This window comes from Mesorhizobium sp. B2-7-1 (genome assembly GCF_006440735.1).
GTDB lineage: Bacteria > Pseudomonadota > Alphaproteobacteria > Rhizobiales > Rhizobiaceae > Mesorhizobium.
Genome location: NZ_VFUA01000137.1, coordinates 1 through 15,589, shown reverse-complemented (window position 1 = coordinate 15,589; position 15,589 = coordinate 1). Strand labels below are relative to the sequence as shown.

The following is a 15,589-nucleotide window of genomic DNA, read 5'->3' as shown; positions in this document are numbered from 1 at the left end:
GGGCTCACCTTGGCGAACTCGATGCCGTCGGCGATCTCCTTGGCGACCGCGTCGCGGATCGCCTGGATGCCCTGGTCGTCGATGAAACCGAAATCGCGCAGCTCGGTCTCGAACAGCGTGATCGGATCGCGGTTCGCCATCCAGTCCTCGATCTCTTCCTTGGTGCGGTAGCGGTTGCGGTCGCTCTTGGAATGGCCCCGGTGGCGATACGTCTTGGACTCGATCAGCGTCGGCCCCTCGCCCGCGCGCGCCCGCTCCACCGCCTTGAAGGAGGCCTCGGCCACCTCGGAGAAGATATTGCCGTTGACGATGACGCCGGGCATCGAATAGGCGGCTGCCCGCTCGGCGATGTTCTTCACCGCGGTCGAGCGCGCCGTCGAAGTCGACATGCCGTAGCCGTTGTTCTCGCACACGAAGATCACCGGCAGCTTCCAAATCGCCGCCATGTTCAGCGCCTCGTGGAAGGCGCCTTCATTGTTGGCGCCGTCGCCGAAGAAGGAGACCACGACCTTGCCGGTCTTCATCATCTTGGACGAGAGCGCCGCGCCCACCGCGATCGGAATGCCGCCGGCGACGATGCCGTTGGCGCCGAGATTGCCCTTGGCGACATCGGCGATATGCATGGAGCCGCCGCGACCCTTGCAGTAACCCGTGGTCTTGCCGAAGAACTCGGCGAACATGCGGCTGACCTCGGCGCCCTTGGCGATGCAATGGCCATGGCCGCGATGCGTCGAGGTGATCTGGTCATCCTCGGCGAGCGGCATGCAGATGCCCATGGCGCTGGCTTCCTGGCCGATCGACAGGTGCATGGTGCCGTGGATCAGGCCGCGCATGTAGCACTCTTCCGCGCCCTCTTCGAAGCGGCGGATGAGATACATCTTGTGAAGCACCGCTCTCAGTTGCTCCGGGCTGTACTGGCGATAGACGAAAGGCAGGTTGGCCCGGCTATCCACGACGGCTTTGCTGGCTCCAGCCATGATCACGCCTCCACAGCGCCGTACACGATCTTGTCCTGGCGGGCGCGCAGCTCGGCGATCTTCGAGCCCGGCGCGGGCGCCGCGTTGGCATAGGTGATGAGCTCGCCCTTCTTGATGGGCTGGGTGACGGAGCCGCCCTGCAGCAGGCCGCAAGGGATGGCGCGCGCCGCATGGGCTTCCGGGGCCGTCATGATCCAGGCGCGATAGCAATACTCGCCGATGGCATCGAGCTTGTCGCCGGGCTTCAGATCCTTCTTGGCGACGGCGCACACTTCGGCCACCGGCTTGGCCAGCGGCACCATGTCGGCCTTGCCGTAAAGCACGACACGGGCGCAGGTCAGCGGCACTTCCAGCGAGGTCAGGTGATAGGGACGATGGAAGGTGAAGTACGGGCCCTTGCCCATCTTCAGGTCTTCCATGCGCTCCGAAATGCGCGGATGCGACATGTCGGCGACGACGAAAACGCCGGGCGCGACACCCTTGCCGATCGAATAGTCGACGACGCCGACCTTCGACAGCACGCCGCCGTCCTTCTGCGGCACCAACACCTTCGACAGTTCTCCGAGCGTCGCCGCCGGGCCGTGCATGCCAGGCTTGTCGGGAACCAGCCCGGTCGCGTTGGCGATCGCCGCCATTTCGACCATGGTCTTCGAACCGTCGACGAATTCGACCAGCATGCGCACATTCATATGCCGGCGCTTCGCCTCCTCCTCGTAGTCCGGAGGCGTGGCGTCGATGTTGAGCGGGTTGTTCTTGCCCTTGCCCGCGGCAACGATCGGATGGCCCATGGCGGAGACGAATTCGATCAGCTCCATGCAGGAAGACGGCTCGTCGCCGGCGCCCAGCGAATAGGTGACGCCGAGGCGGTCAGCTTCTGCCTTGAGATAGGCGCCGATGGTGACGTCGGCTTCGACATTCATCATCACCAGATGCTTGCCGTGCTCCATGGCGCGCAGGCCGATCTCGGCGCCGACGGCCGGAACGCCGGTCGCATCGATGACCACGTCGATCAGGTCATTGCCGATGACAAGGCTGGAATCGTTGGTGACGGCGATCTTGCCCGCCTCCATGGCCGAGGTCATCGCCGAGGCGGTCGACACTTCCCGCGCGTGTCCGGTTTCCTGGAACGCGATATCGACGGCCTTGCTCGCCGCCGGCAGGTTGAGTTCCGAAATGGCGCCGATCTCGATGCCGGACATATGGGCGACGCGGGTGACGATGTCGGTGCCCATTTCGCCGGAGCCGATTAGGCCGATGCGGATGGGCTTGCCGGACTTGGCCCGCTCCTCGAGATCGCGGGCAAGGCCCGTCAACGAAATGTTGGATGCCATACCGTGTATTCCTCCCAATCGCATGCTGTTCGGTTGCTTGACGGGTATTGAACATATGTATTTCTGTCAAGACTAATGTCCATAATTTGGCCAATAGTCGACGCTTTTCGAATTGGTCGAGGCGCAACGGCGAAAGGCGCGGGCGGCGCGCGCCTGTACCAGACCAATGGAAGCAAGCGGCTGCGACCGGAGCGAGGCCGAGTGCCAGCCAAAGCCGAGCTACGGCCCGCAACGAACCATCAGAAGATATCTAGGCGGCAATTGTTATTGGCAAACGTCGACCCATACGGCGCCGACCAGATCGGTCATGCGCTGCGGTGTGATGCGCACCGCGGCATTGGTGGCGCCGGCCGCGGGAACGACCTCGTCGAAGGCCTTGAGCGACAGATCGCAATAGACGGGCAGCGGCGCCGGCAGGCCGAACGGGCAGACGCCGCCCGGCGGATGGCTGGTGACTGCCAGCACCTCTTCGCCGCCCAGCATGCGCGGCTTGCCGCCCATCCTGTCCTTGAATTTGCGGTTGTCGAGCCTTGCGATGCCACTGGTCACGACCAGCATTGTCTCGTCGCCGACCCGCAAGCAGATCGTTTTGGCGATCTGTGCCGGCGTGACGCCATGGGCTTCGGCGGCCAAAGCGACGGTGGCCGAGCTTGCCTCGGTGACGATGACCTCCACGTCCGGCGCGTGCTCGGCAAAGAAGGCGCGAACCGATTCCAAGCTCATAATACCCTCGTCAGGTCTGTCCAACAGCAGCGGTGGCGAATCGCATGACGCGACCATTATTGGCAAGAGCCAGCGCCTCCGCTTCGCAGGCACTAAAAAGCCCGCCGGGCAAAACCTCGGCGGGCTCCTGGGTGGACGCTTCCAGCGTCTCTATTGCTGCGTGGGCCGATTCTCTTCAACCGGCACCCTGATCAATTCCTCTTCCGGCACTTGCAGCGCGGAAGCGATGCGCCGGAGCTTGGCGGGGTCGGCGTCCTTGCCGTCCTCGATGTCGACGATCTCGCCCACGGCCAGGCCGCAGGTCAAAGAAAGTTCCTCGATCGTGTATCCCCTCGTTTCGCGAGCGGCTTTCAATGGATTGAGGCCGGACGCGGCAATGATATCGTTGGAAACAGCGTTACGTGCGGTGTTGGGCATGGCAACTCCTTAAAGATGAAACAGGTCGGATGAAAAGTGGCGTTGCCTGAGACGGGCGGGAGAATGCTCGTTAACAAATGATTTGCCAAGAGCACCGATGCGGCGTCACACCATCGTGAGCGGCGTTTTGGCCGAATGCCTCGGGCTTCGTACATGTAAGGTCGCGCGGCGCTCAATCAAGTTCTTTTGAAGGTCCGTGACCGGATTCGCCGGCATTTTCGATGCCGAGATTCGTTAGCTAGCCGTCACCGGCGGCCGACGGACGGCGCCGGGCAATTCTCGGAAGGATCTAATGCCATGAATTTGAAATCATTCGCAATTGTGCTTGGCGCAATCTCAAGTGTCATCGGCGCGACGCAAGCGTGGGCGGCGGATGCCGCACGCATTCGAGGCACTGTCGTCAGCGTTGCCGGATCGATGCTTACGGTGAAGGACCGCGACGGCAAGACCGATGCGATCACGCTTGCCGACGGCTGGAAGATTTCGGGCGTCGCCAAGGCATCGGCGGCCGATATCAAGCAGGGCGATTTTCTCGGCATCGCCTCGATATCCAAGGCCGACGGCGGCAGTGGCGCGCTGGAAGTCGTGATCTTCCCGGCCGCGCTGAAGGGTACGGGCGAAGGCGATCGCGACTGGGATCTGCAGCCCAACAGCCGCATGACCAACGGCACCGTCGCCGACGTCACCGAGATCGAAGGCCGCACGGTCACGCTCACCTATGACAACGGCCAGAAGAAGCAGATCGCGATTCCGCAGACGACACCTATCGTGACGTTCGCCAGCGCCACGTCGGCCGATCTCAAGCCGGGCATCGCAGTGTTCGTCAACGCCGAGCGGGGCGGTGATGGCAAGCTCCTCGCCAACCGGGTCGTGGTCGGGAATCACGGCTTCGCGCCGCCCATGTGAGGCAAGGCGGCCGGATCCTTGGACTTCCAAGGATCGCGCGACGTCGTCCCTCAGGGCGGGGGCACGCGGCGCTAGAGGGCTCTCAGAAACAATCCAGAAACAAAAATCTACATTTGGGAAAAATTGTCGAAAAAAACCAGGAGGATAGTCCCTATCGCGAGGCTTGGGTCACCGATTTGCTCCGGTGTATCTCGGAACGCCCGCGTAAAAAGGAAACGAAGTCATGAAGAAGTCCCTCCTCTCCGCGCTCGGGCTGGCTCTGGCCCTGGCGTTCACCATGCCGATCCTCGGCGCCACCAGCGCCGATGCGGCTCCGATGAAGAAGCATCACCATCATCGTCATCACCGCACGCATCATCACCGCACGCATCATCACCATCACCACCACCATCATCATCACCACCACAAGAAGATGGCTCCGAAGAAGGCCTGATCCTTCCCTTCAGCCGATGGGAAGGCAGGCCTTCGCCGCTAGAGCGGACCGGTCTTCCCATCGGAATTTTCTGCTTGATTATCCGGTGATGTCGAATCGCATTCCGGAATATGCGTGATGTGGGCCTGTGTTGATCTGCGGGCCAGACACCGCCTGGTGCTGGCGGTCGCCCGTGCCGTCCTGACGCTTCGCCATCCGGCTCTCATTGCCCGCTTCGTGATGAAGCTCGGCTATCTGCCAAATCCCGCCGCCCCGACGCGCTACAACGAGTTGATGTTGTGGCGAAAGATCGTCGACCGCAATCCACGGTTCGTGATGCTGACCGACAAGCTGGCGGCGAAAGCCTATATCCGCGCCGCCTGCCCCGAACTGCCGGTGGCGGAAACGCTGTGGGCCGGGCGGAATCCCGAAGACATCCCTGCCGGCTTGCTGGCCGGCAACGTCGTCGTCAAGGTGAGCCACGGCTGCGCTATGAACATTTTCGTTTCCGCCGGCCGGCCCGCCTGGTCCGAGATCGTGCGCAAGGCAAGGCGATGGCTCGGGAAAAATTATGGGCGGCGCAATGGCGAATGGGCCTACTGGCCGATAGAACCCGCTGTCTTCATCGAGGAGAGGCTGACGCTCGCGAGCGTATCGATCGCCACCGACATCAAGGTCCATGTCTGCAGCGGCGATATCAGCCATGTCTGGGCCGAGGACAAGCTCGCCGGGCGCTCGCATCTGTTCGACGGCGAGGGCCATCCGTTATCCGGACGCGATCCGGATTATCCGCGCGAAGACCAATCCCTGCCGGTCGGTCCCGCCCTGCTCGACCTTGTCCGGCAGACGATAGCGTTGGCGCCAAATATCGCGGGAGACCTCGATCATGCCAGGGTCGATTTCCTGGTCACCGACAAGGGTCTCTATGCCGGCGAGATCTGCATCTATTCCGCTGCCGGCTATGGCACATGGACCAACCCTGTCATCGCCGCGCGGCTCGAACGGTTCTGGCGGCTTGAAGACTCGGCCTATCTCAAACGACCGCATCGCGGAGTGAACCGGCTCTATGCCGAGGCGCTGCGTGCCAGATGCGCGATGCGAGGCTCCGATAAATTTCATGGCCGAACATAAACATCGCCGGTCAAACGAAAAAAATCGCGCGGCATATGAACCTTTCCATTGGGGCCGGCACTAAGCGGCCATGGGCACCGCGAAGGTGCTCCTCAACCCAACGGGACGCCAGGACGGCGATCCCAACAACCAATGGAAGGAAATACTCAAATGACCAACTTCAAGCGTATCACCCTCGCCGCGGCTCTCGTCGTCTCGGCTTTCGGCTCCGTCTCGGCTCCGGCTTCGGCCGGCATCCTGCCCAGCAATGACGGCGCTGTCTGCAAGGGCCACGGCGCGTGCGTGGTGCTGCAGTTCAACTGCAAAGGCAAATATGTCGACGGCACCGATTCGTCCGGCACCGTGTACGGCAAGTGCCGCCCGGCCACCGCTCAGGTCGACCCCAAGAGCCAGATCAAGCTCGCGAAGTAACGCGAGCCGAGTGGCACGGAAATGGCGGCCGTCGAGAACGGCCGCCATTTCTGTTTGTATCCTCTCGATAGATCAGCGCCGGCCGATAAGAAGGCCAGCAAGCAGTCCGACCACGACCAACCCGACGGCGACGGTCGTCGCCGGATGATCGCGCGCCGTACGCTCGAGCGCCCTACCCCTGCGCCTTATTGCCGGCAACGCCTCGTGCAGGCGATCGGCAAGTTGCGAATAATAGTCGGACGCCGCCTCGCGGCCATCCTCGTAATAGGCGTCACCGCGCCTGGCCAGAACCTTCTTGAGATCGTGCAACTGTCGCGAAAGCGCCGCGACCTGCTTGTCGATATCAAGGTCGGAGAGGGTCGAAAACGATGCCATGCTTGTTGTCCTTCTCTTCGAGAAGGCCTAACGCACGGACGACGAGCCAGTTCCGGCGGGCCGGCCGCGCGGCACCAAGCGGAACGATGACCGTTCAACGAACCTGGTCGAGCAGGCGCTTGCATTCCAAGAGGTCGAACAGTGCCTCCTGCAGCAACGCGCGGTTGTCACGCGACAATTTCGAAGAATCGGGTTGAACCGGACCTTCCTCGTCGTTCTTGCCGAGGCCGAAGAAACGGCGGCTGGGTTTCACCTTCGGCTGGCCGACCAGCGCATCCTCGTCGCCGCGCGGCTGCGCGGCTGCGGTCAGCGGCACCTGCTCGGCCTGGCGGCGCTGGGCGATCGCCTCCACGGCGGCCATGTCGCCATTGCCGATGGCGACCAGAAAATGGTTGCCGTTCTCCCGCAACAGCTTCTGCACGCCTTTGATCGTATAGCCCTGATCATAGAGCATATGCCTGATGCCCTTGATGAGCTCGACGTCCTGCGGCCGGTAATAGCGCCTGCCGCCGCCACGCTTCATAGGCTTGATCTGGGTGAAGCGCGTCTCCCAGAAACGCAGCACATGCTGCGGCAGATCGAGATCTTCCGCGACTTCGCTGATGGTGCGGAAAGCATCCGGGCTCTTGTCCATGGGCCAATCCTCCACACTGGACCGCGATCCGGTTCATGATGCCGAATCGTGCCTTATTTCAGCGATTTATGAAACGATATTCAAGCCCAGCGTCAAAACGACCGGCTGTTTTCAACCGCATTCGCCAGCAAATTACTTGCCGCCCTTGCCCTTGCTGTTCTGATGCGAACGCAGAATACGGCTCTTGAGAACGTTCGACGATTTGAACGTCATCACACGGCGCGGCAGGATCGGCACTTCCTCACCGGTCTTGGGATTGCGGCCGATGCGCTCGTTCTTGGAACGGACATGGAAGGTGGCGAATGACGACAGCTTCACCGTCTCGCCGCGAACGATGGCTTCGCAGATTTCGTCCAGGACAGCCTCGACGAGTTCCGCCGATTCCGTTCGCGACAAGCCAACCTTCCGATAAACGGCTTCAGCAAGGTCGGCACGCGTAAGTGTCTTTCCCCCCATGCGACCGTCCCATCCGCGAGCAAAAACGTAAATCGATACAGGTAAAGGCAGAGCCTAAGTAATTGATCCGGCAAGGTCAAGAACCGAACCGGCGAGTTCGGCACTTACCAGCGGAGCAACACCGCGCCCCAGGTGAAACCCCCACCCATCGCCTCAAGAAGCACAAGGTCGCCCTTCTTGATGCGGCCGTCGGCGACCGCCACCGACAAAGCGAGCGGCACCGAGGCAGCCGAGGTGTTACCGTGTAAATCGACGGTGACCACCACTTTCTGCTCGGCAATCCCGAGCTTCTTGGCGGAAGCGTCAATAATCCGTTTATTGGCCTGATGCGGCACGAACCAGTCGAGGTCCTGCGCCGTAATGCCGGCCTCGCCGAAGGTCGCCTCGATGACATCGGTGATCATGCCGACGGCATGCTTGAACACCTCACGGCCTTCCATCCTGAGATGGCCGACGGTTCCCGTGGTCGAAGGGCCGCCATCGACGAAAAGCTTGTCCTTGTGCGCGCCGTCGGAGCGCAGGCTGGCCGCCAGCACGCCGCGGTCGGTAATCACACCGGCTCCGTCTTCCGCTTCGAGAACCAGCGCGCCGGCGCCGTCGCCGAAAAGCACGCAGGTCGAACGGTCGCTCCAGTCGAGGATGCGCGAGAATGTTTCCGACCCGATCACCAGGACGCGCTTGGCGAGGCCGCCACGGATATAAAGGTCGGCGGTGGCGACGGCATAGACGAAGCCCGAGCACACGGCCTGCATGTCGAAGGCAAAACCGTGATGCATGCCGAGCCGGTTCTGGATTTCGACGGCGGTCGCCGGGAACGTGTTGTTGGGCGTCGAGGTCGCCAGGATGATGAGGTCGATATCGGCGGGCGTCATGCCGGCGCTGCCCAGCGCGGCACGCGCGGCCGCCTCGCCGAGCGAGGCCGTCGTTTCGTCGTCGGCGGCGACGTGGCGCTGGCGAATGCCGGTGCGCTGGACGATCCACTCGTCGGAGGTCTCGACCATGCCTTCGAAGTCGGCATTCTTCATGATGCGGCGGGGCCGCGCGGGGCACCGTTGCGGCGCACGACTGATCTGATCAAGGCTCTTTCCTATTCCTCGGCGTCGGCGACGCCGGATTTCCTGTTTGCCTGCGCGGTCGGGTTGCGCGCATGGAACAGATCGAGGTCGGCCTCGATCCGGTCAAGCAGATTGTTGCGCACCATGTCGTAGCCGAGTTCGATGGCGGCCGCGAAGCCATCCGAATCGGCGCCGCCATGGCTCTTCACCACGATGCCGTTCAAGCCCAAGAAGACGCCGCCATTGGAGCGACCGACATCCATCTTCTCGCGCAGCCTGTCGAAGGCGCCCTTGGCGAAGACATAGCCGATCTTGGCCATGAGCGTGCGGCTCATGGCGGCGCGCAGATAGCCGGCGATCTGCCTTGCGGTGCCCTCGGCGGTCTTGAGCGCGATATTGCCGGCAAAGCCCTCGGTGACCACCACGTCGACCGTGCCCTTGCCGATATCGTCACCCTCGACGAAGCCGCGATAATTCATCGAGGTCATGTTGGCCTCGCGCAGCATGCGGCCGGCTTCCTTGACCTCTTCCTGGCCCTTGATCTCCTCGACGCCGACATTGAGCAGGCCGACGCTCGGCCGCTCGATGCCAAACACCGAACGCGCCATGCCGGTGCCCAGAATGGCGAAATCGATAAGCTGGTGCGCATCCGCGCCGATGGTGGCGCCGACATCGAGCACCACGCTTTCGCCGCGCGTCGTCGGCCAGAGCGCCGCGATCGCCGGGCGCTCGATGGTGGCCATGGTGCGCAGGCAGAATTTCGACATCGCCATCAGCGCGCCGGTGTTGCCGGCCGAGATGCAGGCCTGCGCGCCGCCGTTCTTGACCGCTTCGACGGCCTTCCACATGGACGACTTCCAGCGGCCATGGCGAAGCGCCTGGCTCGGCTTGTCGTCCATGCGCACGGCGATCTCGCAATGGACGAACTCGCTCACCTCGGCGAGTTTCGGGAACTTGGCGAGCTCGGGACGCACCACGTCCTCGCGGCCATAGATGACGAAGCGGATGTCAGGGCGGCGGATGGCGACCGTCATCAGCGCCGGGATGACCACGCTCGGTCCGTGATCGCCGCCCATGGCATCGATGGAAATCCTGATCACGTAGTGCTTTTCTCACGGTTTGCCTGGCTTGCGGCGGATGCCTGCCAGGGTAAGGGGCTCGCGAAGGTTCGGCGAAAATAGCGGTTTTGCGCTTGCGCACAACCGACTTTTCCAAAATCCGGACCACTCTCAGGATTTTCCAAGCAGCGAACGCAGTTTTTTCTGGAATTCGCTTTCCTCGGGCTGATCCTCGCCAGCGGCGTCGATCGAGGCTCCCGGCTTGCGCGGATAGGGGTCGATCGCCAGGCCGAAAAACTGCTCGGCCAGCGCGCCGACGTCGATGGTGTCGCCGGAAAATGTCTCGGGGCTATCAGGTCCATCGGCGTCGAGGACGATCTCGCCGCCGCCTTCGAAGCCTTCGCGCCCAAGCTTCGACTGCTCGGGCAGGAACAGCGCCTCGACGGGCTCGTCAATATGCGCGGCGACTGGATCCAGGGTGACGATGCAGGCTTGCGTGATGTCGGCCTCGATGCGTCCGGTGACTTTGACGCCATTGCGCTTCCAGGAAGCCACAAGCAGTTCGGCGCGATAGCTTTCGACCGAAAGCAGTTCGTATTCGGCCGCAAGAGCCTCACGCTGGCGCTCATCGGCCTCGACCACGATGGGCAAACCCTTTTGCGGCAGCCGCGCGACATTGGCGACAAAGGAAACCGGGCTGCGCAATTCGGCGTCTTTCATCACAGGCTCCTTCACACGGCTCCGGCGGCCGGGAACGCGGCGGTGCCGGCGACGATCGATTCGGTCGGCTGCGCGGCAAGCTTCTGCGAGGCTTCGCAGACATAGTCCGCCAGCAGCGGAGCCTGCGGCCAGGCGCCGGAGTCCGGCCTGACGTTGCGGGCGAGCGCCGCCGCAAGCGCCACCCGATCGTCTTCGTTGAGCGCGTCGTCATAAGCGGCGGTACGGCCATAAAACATCTTTGCCAGCTTCTTCATGCGTTTGGGCACGCCGACATCGCTGATGCCGAGTTCGCGCAGCGAATGCTCGACGTCGAGGAAGAACTCGTCGATCAGCACTTGCGCGACCTCGACGGCCACACCTTGCTCGCCACGCAGCCGGTGCTGGACAAGATACATGTGCAGCGACAGCATCTCGAAGCGGCCGAGCGGCGTATCCGGCACATTCCAGTCGGAATAAAACACCGTTTGCCGCGCCGCCGCCACGATTTGTGCGTAGAGCGCGTCGGTGATAGCGCGGTTGGCATTGCGTTCGCGGCCAAAAAGGCGCTGGAACATTGAGGGCGGTCTCCCGGGGACCTGTTGTTTGATTTGGCCTTGTTGCATCGGCATGCAAGCTGGTTTACCGGTTTTGCGGCCCAGCGCAAGTTGCGGGGATGTGATGGAGAATTGTTGTTGGGTGCGCTGAAATTCAAGTCGTTCTTTGCGCCCGCCCCAGTGGGCGTGGCTTCGCTGCTGGTAGTGGTGTCAGCGCTTTCCGCCTGCAATTCGTCCAAGATGTTCGGCGATCTCCATCCCAGCGAGACGCTGACCAAAGGCTACGTCATCGACCAGCAGGCGATCGATTCGGTGCCGGTCGGGTCGAGCCGCGAGCAGGTGCTTTTGGCGCTGGGCACGCCGTCGACGACGGCGACCTTCGACAACGAGGCCTTCTACTACATCTCGCAGACGCGCAAGCGCTACGTCGCTTTCGACAACCCCCGCATCATCGACCAGCACGTGCTGGCGGTCTATTTCGGCGCCGACGGCCGCGTTACCCAGATCGCCAATTACGGCCTCAAGGACGGCAAGATCTTCGACTTCATCTCGAGGACGACGCCGACCGGCGGCAAGGACCAGAACTTCCTCAGCCAGATCATCAGCGGCGCGAGCAAGCTGGCGCCCGGCATTCCAGGCGGCGGCAGCGGCGGTACGCCCTGAGGCTTCCGGCACCGCCGTTTTCGGCGGCCTCTCCCTTCCCGGCAACAAAACCTGTGCGATCGCTCTCACGGGTTTTTGTTCCATGCACGGGATAACCCAGCTTGTCATCCCCAGGGCGAACCCTTATCAAGCCGGCCGGGTTGGGAGGGCTTGAAATGTCCGGCGATCAGCGTGCAGGGCCTGACGGCTGGATGGCCACGGGCACACCCGACCAAGCAACCGTAACGCCCGACTGGCTTGCAATCGACCCTCCGGCAATCGAGGGCGTCCGCATCAAGGAAATCAGACCCGTCGCGACGTCCAACGGCTACCTGACCGAGGTCTTTCGCGGGGAATGGGCTCTCGATCAATCCCCCGTCGGGCAAGTGTTTCAACGCACGATGTATCCAGGCGCGGTGACGGGTTGGCACGCACATGCGGTGACGTTGGACCGTTTGTTCTGCTGCGTCGGCAGCGTGCGAATATCGCTTTTCGACGGGCGCAAGGCCTCGCCCAGTTCCGGCACGGTCTGGCACAAGATCGTCGGCGCCTTGCGACCGGCAATCGTCACCATTCCGCCCGGCGTCTGGCACGGTGTGGTCGCGCTCGGACCGGAGACTGCTTTGGTGCTCAACCTCGTCGACAAGGCTTACGCCTATGACGCGCCGGACCATTGGCGCCTGCCCCCGGACACCGAGCAGATCCCCTATAAGCTGGTGTAGCATGGAGCCGGCCGAGCAAGGCGCGCCAATCAGACCGATCGAACCGCTGGTCTCGGTCGTGATAGCGACGCACAATCGTCCGGCGGTGCTGCATCAAGCACTGAAGAGCCTCATCGGTCAGACTCTCCAGGACTGGGAAGCCATAGTCATTGGCGACGCGTGTCGGCCGGACACCGCGACCACGGTCGCCGCTTTCGGCGACACCCGCATCTCCTATATCGACCTTCCGGTGAATTTCGGCGAGCAATCGGGGCCTAACAATATCGGCTTTGCCCGAGCCCGCGGTCGCTTCGTTGCTATCTTGAACCATGACGATCTCTGGTTTCCCGACCATCTGGCGTCCATGTGCGGCTGGATCGACGCCACCGGCGCTGATGTGGTGATCGCCCGAGGTGCAGTCATCGAGTCATCCGCGAGCAAAGGTTCCAGGCATATGATCCTCGGGATGGGGCGGGACGGCTTTTATGACCCAGTCATCACAGTCGGATTCGGCTCTGCGCAAATGATCCGGCGGACGTCGCTGCCAAGGCTTGGACCGTGGCGCCCGGCCAGCCAGTGCGTTTGCGAGAGTTCCCAGGACTGGCTGTTCCGTGCCTGGCGCAAAGGTGCTGTGATCGCGACAATGCCCCATCTGACGGTGCTCATGCTGCATTCGGGCAAGCGCGAAGGCAGCTATGCGCGAGACACGGCGCGGGAGCACGAAGACCTGATGGACGCGATGAATGCGCCGGACGCGTTGCGCGTCCGGCTTCTCGGCAACGCCGAGGAGCCTGCTCCTCTCAAGCGCTCCCGCTACCTCAAACGCAGGCTGCTGGCTGCCCTCGGCATGCATCCGCGAGCGCGTTCCTTCCGCCGCCAATATCGCCGCGGCGCGTTCATTGCCATGCTGCGCCAGACACGTGGCTTGCCGCCAATGCCCGAGCGAGAACCAGACGCCGACGCGTTGCTAACCCGCTATCGCCACGGCAGCGAAGGGCCTGAAGACAACTGAGTGCCCCCAGGGCCGCGGAGTGCGTGATGTGATGCCGGAAAACAAAAGCCCGCAGGAGCGATCCCGCGGGCTTTGCCTTGGAGTCGGAGCTGCAATCAGCCGTGCGCGAGCACGGCGAGCAGAAGCAGCGCGACGATGTTGGTGATCTTGATCGCCGGGTTGACGGCCGGGCCGGCGGTGTCCTTGTAGGGATCGCCGACGGTGTCGCCGGTGACCGAGGCCTTGTGCGCCTCGGAGCCCTTCAGGTGCTTGACGCCGTCCTTGTCGGTAAAACCGTCCTCGAACGACTTCTTGGCGTTGTCCCAGGCACCGCCGCCGGAGGTCATCGAGATGGCGACGAAAAGGCCGTTGACGATGACGCCGAGCAGCGAGGCGCCGAGCGCCGCGAAGGCCGAGGCCTTGGAGCCCGAGATCAGCAGCACGCCGAAATAGACGACGAGCGGCGCCAGCACCGGCAGCAGCGACGGGATGATCATTTCCCGGATCGCCGCCCTGGTCAGGATGTCGACGGCGCGCGCATAGTTCGGCTTGGAGGTGCCGGCCATAATGCCCTTGTCCTCGCGGAACTGCTTGCGCACTTCCTCGACGATCGAGCCGGCGGCGCGACCGACGGCGGTCATCGCGATGCCGCCGAACAGGTAAGGGATCAGGCCGCCGAAGATCAGGCCGGCGACGACATAGGGATTGGAGAGGTCGAAGGAGACTTCGCCCATGCCCTGGAAGTAATGATATTTGTCGCCGTTGGCGGCAAAGAACTTCAGGTCGTTCGAATAGGCCGCGAACAACACCAGTGCGCCAAGGCCGGCCGAGCCGATGGCATAGCCCTTGGTTACCGCCTTGGTGGTGTTGCCGACCGCGTCGAGCGCGTCGGTGGAATGGCGCACTTCCTTGGGCAGGCCAGCCATTTCGGCAATGCCGCCGGCATTGTCGGTGACCGGGCCGAAGGCGTCGAGGGCCACGATCATGCCGGCGAGGCCGAGCATGGTGGTGACGGCGATTGCCGTGCCGAAGAGGCCGCCGAGCTGGTAGGTGGCGATGATGCCGCCGACGATGACGATGGCCGGCAGCGCCGTCGATTCCAGCGACACAGCGAGGCCCTGGATGACGTTAGTGCCATGGCCGGTCACCGACGCCTGGGCGATCGAGTTCACCGGGCGCTTATTGGTGCCGGTGTAGTATTCGGTGATCACCACGATCAGGCCGGTCACCAGGAGGCCGATCAGGCCACAGATGAACAGGTTCTTGCCAGTGATGGCGATGCCCGCGACGGTGCCGATCTCGCCCCAGCCGACCGTGGCCGAGGTGGCGACGCCGAGCCCGACGACCGACAGCAGGCCGGTGACGATCAGGCCCTTGTAGAGAGCGCCCATGATCGAGCCGTTGGAACCAAGCTTGACGAAGAAGGTGCCGACGATCGAGGTCAGGATGCAGGCGCCGCAGATGGCGAGCGGATAGAGCATCGACGCACCCAGCGCGGCCGTGCCGCCGAAGAAGATGGCGGCCAGAACCATGGTGGCGACGACAGTTACCGCATAGGTTTCGAACAGGTCCGCGGCCATGCCGGCGCAGTCGCCGACATTGTCGCCGACATTGTCGGCGATGGTGGCCGGGTTGCGCGGATCGTCTTCCGGAATGCCGGCCTCGACCTTGCCGACGAGGTCGCCGCCGACGTCCGCACCTTTGGTGAAGATGCCGCCGCCGAGACGGGCGAAGATCGAGATCAGCGAAGCGCCGAAGCCGAGCGAAACCAGCGAGTCGATGACGATACGGTCGTTCGGCTGCAGGCCCATCGGGCCGGTCAGGATGAGATAGTAGATCGAGACGCCGAGCAGCGCCAGGCCCGCCACCAGCATGCCGGTGATGGCGCCCGACTTGAAGGCGATGTCGAGGCCGGCGGCAAGGCTGTTGGAGGCAGCCTGCGCAGTGCGGACGTTGGCGCGCACCGAGACATGCATGCCGATGAAGCCGGCGGCGCCAGAGAGCACGGCGCCGATCAGAAAGCCGATCGCGGCGGTGATGGAAAGCAGCCACCAGGCAAGCAGCAGCACGACGATGCCGACGACGGCGATTGTCGTGTACTGGCGCGCCAGATAGG

At 63.1% G+C, this 15,589-nt stretch carries 18 protein-coding genes and 1 pseudogene; 7 read left to right on the top strand and 12 right to left on the bottom strand.

Annotated features, from left to right (window positions below):
* From FJ471_RS31225 to FJ471_RS31210, 4 genes are all read right to left on the bottom strand, one after another.
* On the bottom strand, positions 1-977 hold a 977-nt coding region (locus FJ471_RS31225), incomplete at its 3' end, for a thiamine pyrophosphate-dependent dehydrogenase E1 component subunit alpha (protein ID WP_140809237.1).
* A gap of 2 nt (positions 978-979) precedes the next feature.
* On the bottom strand, positions 980-2,308 hold the full coding sequence (locus FJ471_RS31220) for an NAD(P)H-dependent oxidoreductase (RefSeq protein ID WP_140809235.1): 1,329 nt from the start codon (positions 2,306-2,308) through the stop codon (positions 980-982).
* A gap of 264 nt (positions 2,309-2,572) precedes the next feature.
* Positions 2,573-3,031 (bottom strand): YbaK/EbsC family protein, encoded by a 459-nt coding sequence (locus FJ471_RS31215; RefSeq protein ID WP_140809234.1) that lies wholly within the window; start codon positions 3,029-3,031, stop codon positions 2,573-2,575.
* Between the two features lie 150 nt (positions 3,032-3,181).
* Positions 3,182-3,448 (bottom strand): helix-turn-helix transcriptional regulator, encoded by a 267-nt coding sequence (locus FJ471_RS31210; protein ID WP_140809232.1) that lies wholly within the window; start codon positions 3,446-3,448, stop codon positions 3,182-3,184.
* Positions 3,449-3,745: 297 nt separating this feature from the next.
* On the opposite strand from FJ471_RS31210, the gene FJ471_RS31205 reads away from it, so the two are divergent.
* The 4 genes from FJ471_RS31205 (at position 3,746) to FJ471_RS31190 (ending at position 6,308) form a co-directional block, all read left to right on the top strand.
* A complete protein-coding gene (locus FJ471_RS31205; RefSeq protein ID WP_140809230.1) occupies positions 3,746-4,354 on the top strand; it encodes a hypothetical protein in 609 nt (202 codons plus the stop codon).
* A 223-nt stretch (positions 4,355-4,577) separates the two neighbouring features.
* The gene (locus FJ471_RS31200; protein WP_140809228.1) at positions 4,578-4,787 is read left to right on the top strand and encodes a hypothetical protein; all 210 of its coding nucleotides are present in this window, start codon (positions 4,578-4,580) and stop codon (positions 4,785-4,787) included.
* 117 nt (positions 4,788-4,904) lie between these two features.
* On the top strand, positions 4,905-5,897 hold the full coding sequence (locus FJ471_RS31195) for an ATP-grasp fold amidoligase family protein (RefSeq protein WP_140809226.1): 993 nt from the start codon (positions 4,905-4,907) through the stop codon (positions 5,895-5,897).
* 150 nt (positions 5,898-6,047) lie between these two features.
* Positions 6,048-6,308: a hypothetical protein gene (locus FJ471_RS31190; RefSeq protein WP_140809224.1), complete on the top strand. Its 261-nt coding sequence runs from the start codon at positions 6,048-6,050 to the stop codon at positions 6,306-6,308.
* A 72-nt stretch (positions 6,309-6,380) separates the two neighbouring features.
* Here FJ471_RS31190 and FJ471_RS31185 read toward each other — a convergent pair whose 3' ends face one another.
* The 7 genes and pseudogenes from FJ471_RS31185 to FJ471_RS31155 all read right to left on the bottom strand — a co-directional run bounded on the left by FJ471_RS31185 (position 6,381) and on the right by FJ471_RS31155 (position 11,160).
* Entirely contained in the window at positions 6,381-6,683 is a 303-nt protein-coding gene (locus tag FJ471_RS31185) for a DUF883 family protein (RefSeq protein WP_140809223.1), read from the bottom strand.
* Between the two features lie 94 nt (positions 6,684-6,777).
* A complete protein-coding gene (locus tag FJ471_RS31180) occupies positions 6,778-7,317 on the bottom strand; it encodes a MerR family transcriptional regulator (protein WP_140809221.1) in 540 nt (179 codons plus the stop codon).
* A 132-nt stretch (positions 7,318-7,449) separates the two neighbouring features.
* A complete protein-coding gene (locus FJ471_RS31175) occupies positions 7,450-7,773 on the bottom strand; it encodes an integration host factor subunit alpha (RefSeq protein WP_023815657.1) in 324 nt (107 codons plus the stop codon).
* A 104-nt stretch (positions 7,774-7,877) separates the two neighbouring features.
* Positions 7,878-8,851, bottom strand: a pseudogene (locus FJ471_RS31170) (beta-ketoacyl-ACP synthase III).
* A 9-nt stretch (positions 8,852-8,860) separates the two neighbouring features.
* Positions 8,861-9,928, bottom strand: coding sequence for a phosphate acyltransferase PlsX (gene plsX, locus FJ471_RS31165; RefSeq protein ID WP_140809219.1), 1,068 nt, complete (start codon positions 9,926-9,928; stop codon positions 8,861-8,863).
* A 129-nt stretch (positions 9,929-10,057) separates the two neighbouring features.
* The gene (locus FJ471_RS31160; RefSeq protein WP_140809217.1) at positions 10,058-10,606 is read right to left on the bottom strand and encodes a DUF177 domain-containing protein; all 549 of its coding nucleotides are present in this window, start codon (positions 10,604-10,606) and stop codon (positions 10,058-10,060) included.
* An 11-nt stretch (positions 10,607-10,617) separates the two neighbouring features.
* Positions 10,618-11,160, bottom strand: a complete 543-nt coding sequence (locus FJ471_RS31155; RefSeq protein ID WP_140809215.1) for a ubiquinol-cytochrome C chaperone family protein — start codon at positions 11,158-11,160, stop codon at positions 10,618-10,620.
* Between the two features lie 117 nt (positions 11,161-11,277).
* On the opposite strand from FJ471_RS31155, the gene FJ471_RS31150 reads away from it, so the two are divergent.
* The 3 genes from FJ471_RS31150 to FJ471_RS31140 all read left to right on the top strand — a co-directional run bounded on the left by FJ471_RS31150 (position 11,278) and on the right by FJ471_RS31140 (position 13,494).
* On the top strand, positions 11,278-11,802 hold the full coding sequence (locus FJ471_RS31150; protein ID WP_140809213.1) for an outer membrane protein assembly factor BamE: 525 nt from the start codon (positions 11,278-11,280) through the stop codon (positions 11,800-11,802).
* A gap of 155 nt (positions 11,803-11,957) precedes the next feature.
* Entirely contained in the window at positions 11,958-12,503 is a 546-nt protein-coding gene (locus FJ471_RS31145; protein WP_210242067.1) for a dTDP-4-dehydrorhamnose 3,5-epimerase family protein, read from the top strand.
* Between the two features lies 1 nt (position 12,504).
* On the top strand, positions 12,505-13,494 hold the full coding sequence (locus FJ471_RS31140) for a glycosyltransferase family 2 protein (protein WP_140809211.1): 990 nt from the start codon (positions 12,505-12,507) through the stop codon (positions 13,492-13,494).
* Between the two features lie 95 nt (positions 13,495-13,589).
* Here FJ471_RS31140 and FJ471_RS31135 read toward each other — a convergent pair.
* Positions 13,590-15,589 (bottom strand): sodium-translocating pyrophosphatase (locus FJ471_RS31135; protein ID WP_140809209.1); only part of this gene is annotated, 2,000 nt, incomplete at its 5' end.

Coding starts and splice junctions, on each gene's coding strand:
- FJ471_RS31215 (WP_140809234.1), bottom strand. CDS start 3,031: ATGAGCTTGGAATCGGTTCGCGCCTTCTTTGCCGAGCACGCGCCGGAC.
- FJ471_RS31145 (WP_210242067.1), top strand. CDS start 11,958: ATGTCCGGCGATCAGCGTGCAGGGCCTGACGGCTGGATGGCCACGGGC.
- FJ471_RS31200 (WP_140809228.1), top strand. CDS start 4,578: ATGAAGAAGTCCCTCCTCTCCGCGCTCGGGCTGGCTCTGGCCCTGGCG.
- FJ471_RS31160 (WP_140809217.1), bottom strand. CDS start 10,606: ATGAAAGACGCCGAATTGCGCAGCCCGGTTTCCTTTGTCGCCAATGTC.
- FJ471_RS31210 (WP_140809232.1), bottom strand. CDS start 3,448: ATGCCCAACACCGCACGTAACGCTGTTTCCAACGATATCATTGCCGCG.
- FJ471_RS31195 (WP_140809226.1), top strand. CDS start 4,905: ATGTGGGCCTGTGTTGATCTGCGGGCCAGACACCGCCTGGTGCTGGCG.
- FJ471_RS31220 (WP_140809235.1), bottom strand. CDS start 2,308: ATGGCATCCAACATTTCGTTGACGGGCCTTGCCCGCGATCTCGAGGAG.
- FJ471_RS31180 (WP_140809221.1), bottom strand. CDS start 7,317: ATGGACAAGAGCCCGGATGCTTTCCGCACCATCAGCGAAGTCGCGGAA.
- FJ471_RS31185 (WP_140809223.1), bottom strand. CDS start 6,683: ATGGCATCGTTTTCGACCCTCTCCGACCTTGATATCGACAAGCAGGTC.
- FJ471_RS31175 (WP_023815657.1), bottom strand. CDS start 7,773: ATGGGGGGAAAGACACTTACGCGTGCCGACCTTGCTGAAGCCGTTTAT.
- FJ471_RS31205 (WP_140809230.1), top strand. CDS start 3,746: ATGAATTTGAAATCATTCGCAATTGTGCTTGGCGCAATCTCAAGTGTC.
- FJ471_RS31140 (WP_140809211.1), top strand. CDS start 12,505: ATGGAGCCGGCCGAGCAAGGCGCGCCAATCAGACCGATCGAACCGCTG.
- FJ471_RS31155 (WP_140809215.1), bottom strand. CDS start 11,160: ATGTTCCAGCGCCTTTTTGGCCGCGAACGCAATGCCAACCGCGCTATC.
- FJ471_RS31190 (WP_140809224.1), top strand. CDS start 6,048: ATGACCAACTTCAAGCGTATCACCCTCGCCGCGGCTCTCGTCGTCTCG.